This window comes from Rahnella sp. PD4 (assembly GCF_049199325.1).
Taxonomy (GTDB): Bacteria; Pseudomonadota; Gammaproteobacteria; order Enterobacterales; family Enterobacteriaceae; genus Rahnella; species Rahnella perminowiae.
The window spans coordinates 392597-408249 of record NZ_JBLZQF010000001.1; the positions used below are offsets into that span (position 1 = coordinate 392597).

At 52.6% G+C, this 15653-nt stretch carries 14 protein-coding genes; 6 read left to right on the top strand and 8 right to left on the bottom strand.

What is annotated here, in order from left to right; translation table 11 throughout:
* Positions 1–9 precede the first annotated feature (9 nt).
* A complete protein-coding gene (gene fetA, locus ACOZIO_RS01690) occupies positions 10–681 on the top strand; it encodes an iron efflux ABC transporter ATP-binding subunit FetA (RefSeq protein WP_421594864.1) in 672 nt (223 codons plus the stop codon).
* Positions 668–1441 carry an iron efflux ABC transporter permease subunit FetB gene (fetB, locus tag ACOZIO_RS01695; RefSeq protein WP_129990718.1) on the top strand — a complete coding sequence of 258 codons (774 nt, stop codon included), beginning with the start codon at positions 668–670 and terminating at the stop codon, positions 1439–1441. The genes fetA and fetB overlap by 14 nt, the downstream gene beginning before the upstream one ends.
* Positions 1442–1489: 48 nt before the next feature.
* On the opposite strand, the gene ACOZIO_RS01700 is transcribed toward fetB, so the two are convergent.
* A complete protein-coding gene (locus ACOZIO_RS01700; protein WP_129951287.1) occupies positions 1490–2185 on the bottom strand; it encodes a GntR family transcriptional regulator in 696 nt (231 codons plus the stop codon).
* Between the two features lie 264 nt (positions 2186–2449).
* Here ACOZIO_RS01700 and ACOZIO_RS01705 point away from each other — a divergent pair, with 264 nt between their 5' ends.
* Positions 2450–3058, top strand: a complete 609-nt coding sequence (locus ACOZIO_RS01705) for a hypothetical protein (RefSeq protein ID WP_217159538.1) — start codon at positions 2450–2452, stop codon at positions 3056–3058.
* A gap of 186 nt (positions 3059–3244) precedes the next feature.
* Here the strand turns inward: ACOZIO_RS01705 and ACOZIO_RS01710 are convergent, their stop codons facing one another.
* From ACOZIO_RS01710 to ACOZIO_RS01740, 7 genes are all read right to left on the bottom strand, one after another.
* Positions 3245–3916 carry an oligogalacturonate-specific porin KdgM family protein gene (locus ACOZIO_RS01710; protein ID WP_129951289.1) on the bottom strand — a complete coding sequence of 224 codons (672 nt, stop codon included), beginning with the start codon at positions 3914–3916 and terminating at the stop codon, positions 3245–3247.
* Positions 3917–4284: 368 nt separating this feature from the next.
* Entirely contained in the window at positions 4285–5073 is a 789-nt protein-coding gene (gene xdhC / locus ACOZIO_RS01715; RefSeq protein WP_129990716.1) for a xanthine dehydrogenase accessory protein XdhC, read from the bottom strand.
* A gap of 11 nt (positions 5074–5084) precedes the next feature.
* Positions 5085–7484 (bottom strand): xanthine dehydrogenase molybdopterin binding subunit, encoded by a 2400-nt coding sequence (gene xdhB / locus ACOZIO_RS01720; RefSeq protein WP_421594865.1) that lies wholly within the window; start codon positions 7482–7484, stop codon positions 5085–5087.
* Positions 7477–8880, bottom strand: a complete 1404-nt coding sequence (xdhA, locus tag ACOZIO_RS01725) for a xanthine dehydrogenase small subunit (protein WP_421594866.1) — start codon at positions 8878–8880, stop codon at positions 7477–7479. The genes xdhB and xdhA overlap by 8 nt, the downstream gene beginning before the upstream one ends.
* A complete protein-coding gene (locus tag ACOZIO_RS01730) occupies positions 8877–9515 on the bottom strand; it encodes a TetR family transcriptional regulator C-terminal domain-containing protein (protein WP_129951293.1) in 639 nt (212 codons plus the stop codon). The genes xdhA and ACOZIO_RS01730 overlap by 4 nt, the downstream gene beginning before the upstream one ends.
* Positions 9512–10864 carry a guanine deaminase gene (gene guaD / locus ACOZIO_RS01735; RefSeq protein WP_129951294.1) on the bottom strand — a complete coding sequence of 451 codons (1353 nt, stop codon included), beginning with the start codon at positions 10862–10864 and terminating at the stop codon, positions 9512–9514. The genes ACOZIO_RS01730 and guaD overlap by 4 nt, the downstream gene beginning before the upstream one ends.
* 139 nt (positions 10865–11003) lie before the next feature.
* Positions 11004–12176: an ROK family transcriptional regulator gene (locus ACOZIO_RS01740; protein WP_205951560.1), complete on the bottom strand. Its 1173-nt coding sequence runs from the start codon at positions 12174–12176 to the stop codon at positions 11004–11006.
* A 419-nt stretch (positions 12177–12595) separates the two neighbouring features.
* Here ACOZIO_RS01740 and ACOZIO_RS01745 point away from each other — a divergent pair, with 419 nt between their 5' ends.
* The 3 genes from ACOZIO_RS01745 to ACOZIO_RS01755 all read left to right on the top strand — a co-directional run bounded on the left by ACOZIO_RS01745 (position 12596) and on the right by ACOZIO_RS01755 (position 15648).
* Positions 12596–13846, top strand: a complete 1251-nt coding sequence (locus tag ACOZIO_RS01745) for an extracellular solute-binding protein (RefSeq protein WP_217138649.1) — start codon at positions 12596–12598, stop codon at positions 13844–13846.
* Positions 13847–13909: 63 nt separating this feature from the next.
* A complete protein-coding gene (locus ACOZIO_RS01750) occupies positions 13910–14812 on the top strand; it encodes a carbohydrate ABC transporter permease (RefSeq protein WP_129951297.1) in 903 nt (300 codons plus the stop codon).
* Complete coding sequence (locus tag ACOZIO_RS01755; protein WP_129951298.1) at positions 14809–15648, top strand: carbohydrate ABC transporter permease; 840 nt, start codon at positions 14809–14811, stop codon at positions 15646–15648. Before ACOZIO_RS01750 ends, ACOZIO_RS01755 begins: the two co-directional genes overlap by 4 nt.
* Positions 15649–15653 lie beyond the last annotated feature (5 nt).

The following is a 15653-nucleotide window of genomic DNA, read 5'->3' on the forward strand; positions in this document are numbered from 1 at the left end:
TTTTCAGGCGTGACCACTCCTACCGATCTCCTTCGTCTGCAAGACGTTTCTTTTACGCTTAACCATATCCCGCTGCTCGAACCTGTTTCCCTCACCCTGAATCCGGGGGAATTTACCTTACTGACCGGTCCTTCGGGGAGCGGGAAAAGTACGTTGCTGAAGATCATTGCCTTATTGCAAAATCCGACCGGCGGAGAACTTTATTTCAAAGGCGAAAACGTTACGCAGATTAAACCTGAAATGTATCGCCAGCGCGTATCCTACTGCTTCCAGACGCCGTCGCTGTTTGGCGAAACGGTTTACGATAACCTCGCCCTGCCTTATCAGATCCGCAATAAAAAGCCGGATGACACTCAGCTTCGCAGCTGGCTGCAACGGGTCAACTTATCCGCAGATATGCTGACCAAACGCACGCAGGAACTTTCGGGGGGTGAAAAGCAACGAGTCGCGTTGCTGCGCAATCTGCAATTTATGCCGGATATATTATTGCTTGATGAAATCACCAGCGCGCTGGATGAAGAGAATAAAATCAATATCAACAACATTATTGCCGGGCTGGTTGAGAAAGAGCAGATCGCCGTATTGTGGGTAAGCCATGATCTCAACGAAATCCGCCACGCCAAAAACGTCATTACCCTGTCCCGTCATTTACCAGGAAGCGCGGCGCATGAATCAGCATAATATTACCAACCAGTCTCTGGCTCTCGCGCTGATCCTGGTTGTCGTCGCCCTGCTCGTCAGCAAGAAAGAAAAACTCGGGCTGGAAAAAGACATTATCTGGAGTGTCGCCCGCGCTATCGTACAGCTGATCATCGTCGGCTACGTGTTAAAATACATTTTTGATATTAATAACAGCCTGTTAACCGTACTGATGGTGCTGTTTATCTGCGTAAATGCGGCCCTGAATGCCAAAAAACGCAGCCGCAATATTGATAACGGATTCATCATTTCGTTTATCGCCATTACAACAGGTACCGCGCTGACATTAACGATTCTGATCCTGAGCGGTTCGATTGAATTCCTGCCTATGCAGGTGATTCCGATTTCGGGGATGATTGCCGGAAATGCTATGGTGGCAGTCGGGCTGTGTTACAGCAACCTTAACCAGCGTTTTCTCGATAATCAGCAAAAAATCCTCGAGATGCTCAGCCTCGGTGCACCGGTAAAAATGGCTTCCGGCCGGATTATTCGCGACAGCATTCGTGCCGCCATGATCCCGACCGTGGATGCGGCAAAAACCGTCGGAATAGTCAGCCTGCCGGGCATGATGTCAGGGCTGATTTTTGCGGGTATCGACCCGGTGAAAGCCATTAAATATCAGATTATGGTGACGTTTATGCTGCTGGCGACCGCGAGTTTATCAACGATCATTGCCGGCTATCTTGCCTACAAACGTTTCTACAATAACCGTGCGCAGCTACGCGATTTGACATCATCGTAACCTGTGCCGCTGCCCGCTGAAAAAACGGCGGGCAGACTTTTTCAGGTTTTATAAATCAGACAGCACCTGACGCAGATTGACCTCTCCGGCGGCCTCGTCACTCAGATCCAACACCCCTTCCAGATCATCCAGATGCTCCTGCATAATGACTGCCGCCTGCGCATTATCACCTGCTTCGAGCGCATCAATAATCGCATGATGTTCATCACACTGACACGACGGCACTTCATTACGCTGATACAGCGCGACGATCAGCGAGCTGCGCACCATCAGATTGGACAAAATTTCACTCAGCACATCGTTGCCAGACACTTCCCCGAGCATGAGATGAAATTCACTCAGCTCACGCACAATGGCGCGCCGGTCTTCGGATTGCACAGCTTCGCGTTCGCCGCGTAAATGGCTGTTGATGCGGTGACGGTGGCGGCGGATCACTTCCGGGCCAATGCATTCAACAATCGCCCGTTCGATAGCACGACGGGCGATAAATACTTCACGCGCTTCTTTTGCGGTCGGCTGCGACACCATGGCACCACGGTTAGGTTCAATGGTCACAATGCGTTGCATCGCCAGACGCTGTAACGCCACCTGAACGTGGTTACGGTTAGCGCCGAGCGCGTCAACAAGCTGTGATTCCACCAGACGGGTGCCGGGACGCAGACGTTGCTGCGCGATGGCTTTAGACAGAACATCGACAATGCGCTGAACTTCCAGCTGCTTGGCGGTTGTAGTTGGATTACTCATGGATTGCTAAATGGCCTCTCTCTGGCTGTTTCCGTGCAACCTACCACCCTCTGCCCACGTTCGTCATTAGTAAATGACGTTCAGTTCTAAATCATGTAACAAATCTCAACAAATAGCACATAACATTCATTGCAATTATCATTCCCGCACACATTCACAATCTCCCTGTTATGGGCTTGCGTATCCTTAAAAACTCTCACACTACACAGACAAATGTTCAGAACCGGTAAGTACGTACGTCAACCTGGTGAACACAGGACGATAATGAAACACATACTTTTGAAACACTTAATCAATTTTATCTTATTAGCACTGGGAGCCGTTTGTACCGCGCTGGTGATCTGGCTGGACGTGGCCGTCTTTAACGACGGGGTGCAGGAAATATCCGCCACTGAATTCCTGCAGGAAGTGATCCTTCTGACCATCAGTGCATTGTTTTTCTTACAGGCCAAAAAACATCCGGCATTGCGCGCGGGCATGATCCTGATTGGCGGATTTTTCAGTTGCATGCTGATCCGTGAGCTGGATGCGCTCTTTGATCTTATTCACTATGGATCATGGGTGTATTTTGCCAGCCTGTTCGCCGTCTATTGTATCGCCTGGGCCTGCATCTCACCCAAAACCAGCCTGCGCGGATTGTCGGCTTTTCTGGCTCATCCGGCCTGTCACTATATGGTTTGTGGTCTGGTACTGATCCTGGTGTTCTCACGGGTGTTTGGAATGAACATAATCTGGAGAGCGGTAATGCAGGGCGAATATGTGCGGACAGTGAAAAATATTGTCGAAGAAGGCACTGAACTGATGGGATATCTGTTGTGTCTGGGTTCTGCCCTGGCCTTCTGGCAGCGCAGTGAGCCCCTGAAAACCCTGTAAAATCCGGCCTGCTGCAAGTGGGTGCAGCAGGCTTTTTTCCAGGCTGATGAAAGACAGATAATGAGGGTGATATGTATTACTGATGCAGTATTGAGTGGCCAGCGTTGAACAATGAGCGCTGCTTTTTTCGAATATCTCAGCGCTTTCGCAAGGTTTATTTAAACAATACCAATGCAGACCTCATAATTAAAACGTATAGCCCAGGCCAACACGAAAACGACTTTGCCGTTCATCACTGTTACTGCGAACTGAAACATTACCCACTTCTACAAAAGGTGACCATGCACCGATAATATAAGCGGTTCTGAAATTGTATTCATAGTTGTACTTGCTGTTATTATAAAGGTCATATTTATCGGCTTTTTTATAAATACCTTCAAGCGTCCAGTCAAAGTTATTCCATTTATATCCCGCCCAGACATCCATACGATTTACCGTATCGTCTTCACGGGAGTCGGAAGAGCGCCGCGTGTACTCAAACCGATAACGTGCACCCAGCCACCATGCATCATTAATCGTCCAGGTCGTACGTAAATAGGGTTTGTAGGTGGAATAGCCACTGCCAGTTTCCAGTACGAATCCTGGCTGCCAGGCAACAGGCCCCTTGCTGAACTGATAATTAACGGTATATTCGTTGCCCTGCACTTCAAGATCGTTAAACGCTTTGTTAGTGTCATCTCCACCAGATTTTGAAATGGCTTCAACAGCAAAACCAAAACCATTACTAAACCGGTTAGAGATATAGACACGATCATAGTTGGCTTTACTGTCATCAAGATATTCATGACGTACATCCATATAGACTGCATGCGCATTGGTAACGGCCAGAGAGAATGAGAGTAAAAGGTATTTTTTCATGTTAAACCCGTTTTTAAATAATTAACTGCAAAAGGAATCAAAGGCTGAACATGAATTTATTCTTAATGAAATGGTGTTTCAATATTTTAAAATTGTTTTTTGATAAAGTTGAATATTCATCACATGTATTAAATTAAGCGGGATTTTAGAAATAAACCCAGGCGGTTATAAATATATTTAAAATGTGAAATATGAAGGGGGGTTCTTCATCTGGCTGCCAATTAATGATTTTTTTTGTCATTATAATCAAGGCAATTAAATAACAATGACAGGCGTGAACAGATAGCCGCAATGCGTAGTTCTGAAACACAATCCCCGGATCGCGCTTTTCTGGTGTCTGGTCCGGCAGAGACGGAAACTTCACCCACTCATTTGCCAGCCTGACAATGTGCGCCATATGCCGCGATAAACTCTCCGGCAATCGCCACGGCAATTTCGGCCGGGAGTTTGCCGCGTACATCAGGCAACCCCACCGGGCAACGCATTCTCGACAGTTGTTGGTCAGAAATCCCTTTGCCGGTTAAGCGGTAATCAAAGCGTTTACGCTTGGTCTGTGAACCAATCAGCCCGAAATAGCGAAAATCCCCCCGTTTCAGAATGCGTTCGCTCAGGGCGAAATCCAGTTGGTGATCGTGCGTGAGCACCAGAAAATAACTGTCAGCGGGCATCTGCGCCACCGTACCCTGCGGTTCGTCGTCCACGATGCAGGTAATTTGCGGGTCCACCTGTGGCGGAAACTCACTGGCGCGCGCATCCACCCAGGTAATACGGCAAGGTAACGTGCTGAGGATATTCACCAGTGCGCGCCCGACGTGGCCTGCACCGTAAACCACCACATGCGGTTGCCGTTGCCCGAGCGGTTCGAGTAACACAGAAGCCATACCTCCGCAGCATTGTCCGAGACGTGCTCCTAATGAAAATCGCTCAAAGCGACTGGTACTGGCGCCCTGTTGCAGCATTTCACGGGCAATGGCCGTGACCTGAAACTCAAGGTTACCGCCCCCCAGCGTATAAAATTGCCGGCTGGCGGTGATCAGCATTTTACTTCCGGCATCACGCGGCGTGGAGCCCTGATTCTCTACCAGGGTCGCCACCACACACGGCTCCCCGCGACTTTGCAGATCATGTAAACAGGTTACCCAGTCATCAGTACGCATAAGAACCTCCTTCAGCCGGCAACTTTTAGGGTGGTGGTAGCGATATCTGTGACAACGTCACCGTTAAAATGCAAGTGATTCACCGCGTTAAGCACTCTCTCCGGCGTGGCAGGGGCATCAAGCTGGGGATGTACCCGGTAATCAGCCAGGCTGGCAACCGCATCTTTAATCGCACACCAGACGGAGATCCCAAGCATAAACGGCGGTTCGCCCACCGCTTTGGAATGGAAAACGGTATCTTCGGGATTCTTGCGGTTCTCTACCAGTTTCACGCGCAGATCCTGCGGAATGTCGCCAATCGCCGGAATTTTGTATGCCGCCGGACCACTGGTCATTAAGCGCCCTTTGTCGTTCCACACCAGTTCTTCCGTGGTCAGCCAGCCCATACCCTGCACAAATCCCCCTTCCACCTGACCGATATCAATTGCCGGGTTCAGCGAGTCGCCCACATCATGCAGAATATCAGCCCGCAACAGTTTATATTCACCGGTTAAGGTATCGACCAGCACTTCCGCGCAGGCCGCGCCGTAGGAAAAGTAGTAGAACGGATGTCCGGCGGCTTTGCTGCGATCGTAGAATATTTTCGGTGTTTTGTAATAACCGGTAGCCGACAGCGGCACCTGATTCAGCCAGCACTGTGTCGCGACCTGCTCAAAGCTGAAATACTGATTTTTAACCCGCACCTGACCGTTGCTGAAGATAATGTCAGTGTCCTGCACATCATGGACACGCATCAGCATCTCCACCATGCGCCCTTTAATGATTTCCGCCGCGTTTTGCGCGGCCTTACCGTTGAGATCAGCGCCGGATGAAGCCGCAGTCGGTGAGGTATTAGGCACCTTGCCGGTATCGGTCGCGGTGATCTGAATACGGCTGATATCCACCTGAAATACCTCAGCAACTACCTGCGCGACCTTAGTGTTCAGCCCTTGTCCCATTTCGGTGCCGCCGTGGTTGAGCTGAATACTGCCGTCGGTATACACCAGCACCAGTGCGCCCGCCTGATTGAGAAAACTGGCAGTAAATGAAATACCGAATTTCACCGGCGTCAGCGCCAGGCCTTTTTTCAGATAAGGATTGCTGCGGTTAAATTTAGTGACAGCGTCACGTCTTGCTGTGTATTCCGCACTGTCTTCCAGCTGTTGTGTCATCTCCTGCAGCAGGTTTTGCCCGACAGGCTGGTGATAATGCGTGATGTTGCGGTTTTCCTGACCGTAGTAATTATTTTTACGCACCGTCAGCGGATCCATCCCCAGTTCACGGGCGATGTGATCGACGATATGCTCAATCGCCACAATGCCCTGCGGACCGCCAAATCCGCGATAGGCCGTGTTTGACGCCATATGGGTTCTGCAGCGATAACCGGTGATCAGCGCGTCGCCAAGGTAATACGCGTTATCAGAATGAAACATGGCGCGATCGACAATCGAACCGGAGAGATCCAGCGAATACCCGCAGTTGGCTGCCAGTTTAATGTCGATACCGTGAATAACCCCGTCATCAGTAAAACCCACGTCATAGCTGACATGAAAAGGATGACGCTTGCCGGTGATCAACATATCGTCCTGACGTGACAACCGCATTTTTGCCGGACGTCCGGTAAGATGCGCCGCCAGAGCGGCAAGGCAGGCCGCGCCCGCTGCCTGTGTCTCTTTACCTCCAAAACCGCCCCCCATGCGCCGCATATCGACCACGACTTTATGCATCGGTAAATCCAGCACTGAGGCCACCAGTTTTTGCACTTCAGTCGGGTGTTGCGTCGAGCTGTATACCAGCATCGCGCCGTCTTCGCCGGGCATCACTGAGGCGATCTGCGTTTCGAGATAAAAATGCTCCTGACCGCCAATTTCCAGCTCGCCCTGTAAACGGTGCGGCGCACAGGCCAGCGCCATTTCCGCATCGCCACGTTTATGTTGGTGAGGTTCTTCTACGTAATGTGCCTGTGCCAGCGCCTGCTTCACCGTCAGTATGGCCTCACGCTGCTGATACTCCACTTTTGCCAGCGCTACAGCAGCACGGGCGGCCTGGGCAGAAGTTGCGGCGACGACCAGCACGATCTGGCCGACATACTCCACGCAGCCCTGCGCCATCAGCGGATCGCCATGGGTCAGGGGCGCAATATCAAGGTTACCGGGCACATCTGCGGCAGTCATGACCCGCACCACGCCCGGTACGGTGTAGCAAGGTTCGGTATCGATATGTAAAATACTGGCGTGCGCGTGCGGGCTGAGCAGCGGTACCAGATGCAACTGATTGGGGAACTCCAGCCGGTCATCAACATAAACGGCTTCACCGCTGACGTGTTTATCCGCGCTATCGTGTTTCTGGCTTTTGCCCACCCCGCTCTGCAACCCTGTGCGGAACAAAGTTTCCATCTCAGCCTGAGAAAGTGATGGTTTGGATTCAGACATAATGAGTTACCCGCATCAGTGTTTCAGGAGAGGTCATTTCGATATGGCATCGGCGCAGCAGATTTTTCGCCACCTGCATGCGGTATTCGCGGCTGGCACGGAAGTCGCTGATTGGTGTGAAGTCCTGTTCCAGCGCCTGACAGGCCCGTTCGATGGTCGCCGTCTGCCACGGCTGCCCGAGTAACTGCGCTTCACAGGAGTTGGCCCGTTTCGCCACTTCCGCCATACCGCCAAACGCCACACGGGCATGCACCACCACGCCGTTTTGCACGTCGATATGTAACGCCGCGCAGACCGCAGAAATATCGTCTTCCAGCCGTTTCGACACTTTATAAATCCGCAACTGGCGCGCCGCCGGCGTGTTGCGGGGAATGCGGATTTGTTCGATAAATTCCCCCGGCTGCAACGCAGTTTTGCGATAACCGAGGAAGAACTGATCGAGTGGGAGTTCGCGCTGTGCAGCGCCACGCCGCAGCAACAATGTCGCCCCCAGTGCCAGCAGCACCGGGCCACCGTCACCGATGGGTGAAGCATTGGCGATATTGCCGCCGAAGGTTCCCTGATTACGAATTTGTTGTGAGGCAAACCGCTCAAGCAGTTCGCCAAATTGCGGGTACTCACGCTGTAAAACCCGTTGGCATTCACTGAGCGGTGCCGCCGCGCCAATATGAATAGCCTGACCGGTCAGCGTAATCGCTTTGAGCTCAGGGATATGCGCGAGCGAAATCAGCTTCGGTATCTGCTGATAACGCTGAGTCACTTCCAGCGCCAGATCGGTACCGCCCGCGACCAGACGGGAATCCGGTTGGGCAAGATAACGTTCGGCCAGTTCATCAATACTTACCGGCTGTTCAGTCGCCGAAATCGCCGCGAGTTTATCCAGCGTTTGCCGGGCATCAGCATCAAACTGATCGGGCTGAGGCGATTCGCAGATTGCTTTTGCCGCCGCCATGATGGGCCGGTAACCGGTGCAGCGGCAAAGATTGCCGGAAAGCGTTTCCTGCACCCCCTCAACCGTAAAAGCAGGTTTGTTTTTCTCCATCGCAAAAAGCGACATCACGAAACCCGGTGTGCAGAAACCGCATTGCGAGGCGTGATTATCAACCATCGCCTGTTGCACATGATGCAGCGCGCCATGATGTCTGAGATCTTCCACGGTGATCAGTTGCTTGCCATGCAGCGCAGGCATAAATGTCAGGCAGGCGTTAACCGTGCGGTAGACCAGCTGATCGTCCTGCTTTTCTGCCAGCACCACCGTACAGGCACCGCAGTCCCCGGAGGCACAACCTTCTTTGGTTCCACAACGCCCCGCGTCACGCCGCAGATAGTGTAATACTGTCGTGTCGGCTGGCAGATTTTCCGTGTGGATCCTGCCGTTCATCAGAAATTGGATCATGCGCAGTCTCCTTTCTTACAGCCGTTCAGTATCAGGGTCGTTACCTCATCAATAATGTGCTCACGCGCCTGTATATCACCCTGGAAATCACCGTACATATGCTTCACCTGCACGGCAAAGTCGGCGTAATACTGCGTCAGCGCCCAGATATGCATGATGAACAGACGGGCATCCAGTGCGCGGATTTTTCCCTGCACAATCCACTGATGGATCAGGTTCTCTTTGCCAAGAATATTCTGCGAAGCCTGAGGCCAGTATTTATGTAAATAATGACCACCGCCAAGCACTTCACTGGTAAAAATGCGCGACAGTTCAGGCTGGTCAAACGAGAAATTCAGCTTATTGCGGATATAGCGGCTTAGCACGGCTTCCGGCTCGCTGAGTGACGGGTCGAACTGAATAATGTCGCCCCAGGCTTTCAGCACTTTCTGCAAGAGTTCTTCGTAAAGTTCCTCTTTGCCTGCGATGTAATAGTGCAACTGGGCTTTTTTGATCCCTGCACGCTGCGCGATCGCCTGCGTGGTGGCACCCTGAAAACCTTTTTCGCTGAATTCTGCGATGGCCGCCGCATGGATATTCTCCAGCGTACGCTCACGTGCGAGACGGACTTTGCCGCCGGTATCACTGTTCATCATGCTGAAAGTACCTCCTGCTGAGCATCCCGTACATAAACCGGTTCGCCGTCAACGTAGGTGCAATACACATTGCGGTCATCCCCCAGCGTCATCAGCACAAACAACTTTTCAGCCAGCGTTTCACTGTTGGCGGCACGTAATTTTTGCAACGCACTGACACCCGGTTCGAGCACCACAAAATCCGCTTCTTTACCGGTATTAAAGTTGCCAATTTTATCGTCGAGATGCAGTGCCCGTGCCCCGCCGAGGGTGGCGTGATAGAAGGCTTCGAATGCAGACAAACGGTAGCGCTGAAGCTGTCCGACTTTGTAAGCTTCCGACAGTGTTTCCAGCATATTGAATGTGGTACCCGCACCGACGTCCGTACCCATGCCGACGCGGATTTGTTTCTGCCAGGATTTCTGTAAGTTAAACAGACCACTGCCCAGAAACAGATTAGACGTCGGGCAAAAAGCAATGGTTGAATCTGTATCGTGCAGGCAATCCCATTCGCTGTCATCCAGATGCAGACAGTGCGCAAACACGCAACGTTCGCCGGTCAGCCCGTACTGGTGGTAAACGTCAAGATAATGCTGATGATCAGGATGCATTTCTTTCACCCATGACAGTTCGGCGACGTTTTCGCTCAGATGGGTATGCATATACACATCGGGGAATTCCTGCTTCAACAGCCGCACTCTTTGCAGCAGTTCCGGTGAAGACGTTGGTGCAAAACGCGGTGTAAGGGCATAGCTCAGGCGCTGGCGGTTATGCCAGCGCGCAATCAGTCCACGCGTATCCCGTTCACTTTCTTCAGGGGTTTCCAGCAGGCCGGCGGGCGCATTTTTATCCATCATCACTTTGCCGGCCACCAGCCGCATATTGATGTCGGACGCTTCTTTAAACAAGGCGTCGACGGATTGCGGATGGACGGTGCCGAACACCAGTGCGGTGGTGGTGCCGTTAAGCAACAACTGGCTGATGAAGAATTTTGACATGCGCCTGGCGTAATCCGCACAGTGATATTGTTGTTCGGTCGGAAAGGTGTAGCGTGTCAGCCATTCAAGCAACTGTTCGCCGTACGCGCCGATCATTTCAGTTTGCGGATAGTGAATATGGGTGTCGATAAAGCCCGGGACGATCAGCTTATCGCGATAATCATCAATGTCCAGAACGGCAGTTTTGCGTGCCAGCGCCAGCTTGCCTTCACCTTCCTGCCAGCTTCCCAGCCAGACGATGGTGCCACCGCTGAGCAACATCAGGCCGTCTTCGATATAACGCACCTGCGCTTCACACTCTTCCGGTTGTAATACCGGCTCACGAATATCGAAGAAATTTCCGCGTACGGCGCGGGTGATGATCTGACTCATGGCATTTACCTTATCTGCAACGTTCTCGTTCACAATTGATAACAGAACTTTTGCAAATCTCATGCCAAACCTGACCATCTGGTCAGATTAATGAGTCAGACCGGATGGTCAGAAACCCAGTCAAGGTACCTGAATATCGTTACTTCAAAAGCACTTCATATTGCGGATTGAATTCGTCAAATATCGGCAGCGCGGCGGCACCCAGCGCAGGTGTGTCACTGCCGGACATGCCGAGACGAATGCGCGCACTTTGCGCATAGCGGCTGCGCACTGAATTATACAGCGGTGTCAGGCGCTTAATCAGCTTTTCTACCAGCGGTTTCGGCATGGTTCCGCCGATAATGACGCTCTGCGCGTCAAAAACACATTCCATAATATTGATGGCCTGCAACGCGGGTTCGATGGCGGTATCCAGCCATTTATCAAACACCTTCTCACCGACGTTCAGCAGGTCCTCTGGCATGGCGGTCATCGGATCCAGGCCACAGGCTTCGTAGGCCGCCTGTAACGAAACATAGCGCTCCAGACACCCTTTGTTACCGCAATAGCATTCGCGACCGCCTGGTTGCACCACAATGTGGCCGACTTCGCCCGCATTGTGTGCATGACCGGTGTAAATCCGCCCGTCGGTGAAAATGCCTGCACCCAGTCCGGTACCAATATAGAGATACACAAACGACGATAATTGCTTGGCAATACCGTGAAAACGCTCGCCGATTGCGGCCACTGTCGCATCGTTTTCCAGCGTCACCGGCCAGCCGGTCGCGGCACTTAAACGCGCTTCAATATCAACATCATCCCAGCCATGCAACGTGGTCGGCCCTTGTGAGGAAATCCCTTCCACACCAAACGGACCCGGCATCACCACGCCCATTCCTAACATTTTTCGCCAGTCAATTTTCACCTGTTGGCGCATTTCTTGCAGCACCTGATCGATAAGAGCCAGCGTGGGCTCTGGCTGCGGTTTCTGCACATGGATCAGTTTGCGAAAACGAACGGTTCCGGTCAGATCCACCAGCACAGTCAGCAGCGACTGATGATCAAGATGGATGCCTATTGAATAGGCGCTGTCAGGATTGAGTGTCAGTGGCGTTGCTGGCTGACCACGCCCTCCCGCGCGGCGCGGCAGGTGGGAAGAGAGAATTCCCGCCTGTTCGAGCTCGGTGGCAATGTTGGAGACGGTTTGGGGAGTGAGCGACGTCAGCCGGGCGATTTCAGCCCGGGTCAGTTCACCGTTAAGGCGAATGGCTTCGATCACTACCCGACGATTGTGAGCACGGGCGTGCTCAAGATTGGTGCCAGAAGTTGTTATCACATCCCTCTCCACGGTGAAGACCTTGCGGGCAGTATGTGGCCAGTGAATACAGCAATCAAATTGATTTTATAAATTACAGAAGATGAATATGACGGTGGCATCACAGCTTTGAATGTTATTGGCATGTTAATAATAATCGCCAGTCACTATTGAAATTTGAATCATCCGTGTAGCACACGTTTTATGCCCAAGATAATTCGGGTTGCAGGAAGGCGGCAAGCGAGTGAATCCCGATGAGCTGACATAAATCAGTGATTCGGGTGATGGAGCGCAGCCAACGCATCAGCAGCCCGAAGTATGAAGGGTAAATCCGGCAGGGACGCAGGGACTGGCAGAGTTATGCCTTCCCATTTTTTTTAGCCGATTAAAGCAATCAAATTGATTTAATAAACTTCACCCTGTTTTGGAGAATGACGATGAGCTTACGATTTACCCCTGCGGCCACCCTGTGCGCCCTCTCTGCCCTCACCCTGGGATATTCCGTCAGCGCGCTGGCAGAAACCACGCTCAGTGCCCTGTTTATGACCCAGGCGGCCTACAGTGAAGCGGATATCCGCGCAATGACCGCTGATTTCACAAAGCAGCATCCGGATATCAAAGTGAATCTGGAATTTGTGCCGTACGAAGCGCTGCACGATAAAATCGTTGCCGCACGCGGTGCCGGTGATAAAGGCTATGACGTGGTGCTGTTCGATGCGATCTGGCCAGCTGAATTTAACAAATACGGCCTGTTGCAGGATGTCTCGGCGCGCATTCCGGCTGAAGAAAGTAACAAGATCTTTGACGGTGCAATTTCCACCGTGACCTACAAAGACAAACGCTGGGGTATGCCGTGGATCCTCGACACCAAATATCTGTATTACAACAAAGCTATGCTGGCCAAAGCCGGGATCACCACCCCGCCGGCTACCTGGGCTGACGTTGAAAAACAATCTGAAATTCTCAAAGAAAAAGGCATCGTGAAATACCCGCTGGTCTGGAGCTGGTCACAATCCGAGGCACTGCTGTGCGACTACACCACGCTGGTGTCCGCATTCAAAGGGGATTTCTACAAAGACGGCAAGCTGAACTTCACCAATTCCGGCGCAATGAAAGCCATCAATTACATGAAAGAGACGCTGGATAAAGGGCTGACTAACCCGAATTCACGCGAGTATCTGGAAGAAGATGTGCGTAAATCGTTCTCCAACGGCGATGCGGCTTTCGCCCTGAACTGGACCTACATGTACAACATGGCCAATGACCCGAAACAAAGCAAAGTCGCAGGTGACGTGGGCGTCATTCCGGCGCCGGGAGAAACCGCGGGCGGCGCATCCGGCGTTAACGGGTCGATGGGACTGGGCATTGCCAAAGCCAGCGCACATCCGGATCAGGCGTGGGAATACATCAGTTATATGACGTCGCAACCGGTACAGAACAAATACGCCAAACTCAGCCTGCCGATCTGGAAATCCTCTTATGAAGATCCGGCGGTGCAGAAAGATCAGGAGCAGCTGATTGCAGCGGCGAAAACCTCGCTTAATGTCATGCTGTCACGCCCGGTCACCGCCGATTACTCCCGTTTATCCAATATATTGCAGCAAAATATTCAGGCGGTATTGCAGGGTAAAACCCCGGCACAGGACGGTATGGAAGCCGCAACCAAAGCCGCCGATCGTTTACGGTAAGTTTTTCGCCAACACTATGATTAAGCCCGCCGGGTTTCGTCCCGGCGGGCGTGGGAAAACCGAATGCTGACTTTACCCCAACGCGAGAAACGTCAGGCCTGGCTGCTGCTTGCCCCTATGCTGCTGATGATGTTCTTACTGACCGCCTGGCCGCTCGCCCGTACATTCTGGCTCAGCTTTACGGATGCCGGATTAATCGGCGATGGTTCTGCCCCCAACTGGGTCGGCAGCGAGAATTTCATCTATGCACTGACGGATCCGGATTTTCGCGCCGCACTCTGGCGGACGCTCTACTTCACTGTTGTCTCGGTGGTTATTGAAGGCATCATCGGCGTGCTGGTGGCCCTGTTACTGAACCAGCCCTTTTGGGGACGCAGCGCCCTGCGCGTGCTGGTGATTTTACCGTGGGCATTACCGACTATCGTCAACGCCACTATGTGGCGGCTGAACTTTAACCCGGATTATGGCAGCATCAACGCCCTGCTTTCTCAGCTCGGGCTGATTGATGCCTATCGCAGCTGGCTCGGAGACCCGGCTTCGGCGATCAATGCCGTGATGTTTGCAGACATCTGGAAAAACTACCCGCTGATCACTCTGCTGGTGCTGGCGGCATTACAAACCATCCCGGAAGATTTATTCGAAGCCGCCCGGCTCGACGGCGCTTCGGCTTTCCGTCGTTTTCGGAAAATCACCCTGCCGGCGATTGCCGCCCCTCTGGCGGTGGCGCTTGTGCTGCGTACCATCGATGCTTTTAAAATCTTCGATATCATTTATGTCATGACCCGTGGCGGACCGCTCGACAGTACCAAAACCGTCAGCTTCTTTGTTTATCAGGAATCCTTCAGCTATTTGCGTGCCGGCAGCGGTGCCGCGTACGCCATTCTGATGACGCTGATCTGCGCCCTGCTGATCATGATTTACATGGTGATGTTAGTGCGCCAGCGCCGTTCAGGGAGCAGTGAATGAAACAGAAAATCCGGCTCGTTTTACGCTACTTCGCGGCGCTGGTTCTGGCCGTCTCGATCCTTGCCCCGCTGCTGTGGATGTTCCTGATGAGCGTCAGCTCAGCGGAAGATCTGACCCGTATTCCGCTGGAGTGGTTGCCCCGTCACTGGGATTTCAGCCGTTATAGCCGTCTGCTGACCTTACAGGCCGGGACGCCCGGCGTACTGTTCCTGCATGCGCTCGGCAACAGTGTGCTGGTCGCCTGTGGCGCCACGCTGGTGTCGTTGTTACTGGCGATACCGGCGGCGTACAGTTTCTCCCGTTATCCTGGCCGCGACGGCTGGCTGTTTGGCAGCCTGGCGATCTACATGGTGCCGCCGGTAGCATTTGTGTTGCCGCTGTATTTCATCCTGCAACAGCTGACACTGCTGAACACCCATGTCGGGCTGATTCTGGTGTATTGCTCAATGATCCTGCCGTTCCTTACCTGGATGTTGAAAAATCAGTTTGACGCGCTGCCGGTGGATATCGAACAGGCATCGCGCCTTGACGGGTTGCGTTACTGGCAGGTGTTGCTGCGCATTACGCTGCCCCTGGCTAAACCGGCGCTGGGTGCCTCGGCCATGTTTGGCTGGCTGCTGGCCTGGGATGAATTTTTCTACGCCCTGCTGTTTACCAATAATATCGATGCCCAGACGTTACCGGTGACCATCGCCGGATTCACCGCCGGGCGCGCCACCGACGACGGTCTGATTGCCGCAGTCGGGATCCTTGCGGCCATTCCGCCGCTCTTTATTGCGCTCTGGCTGCAAAAAACCATGGTCAGCGGGTTAACCGCCGGCGGCAGCAAAGGCTGAATATG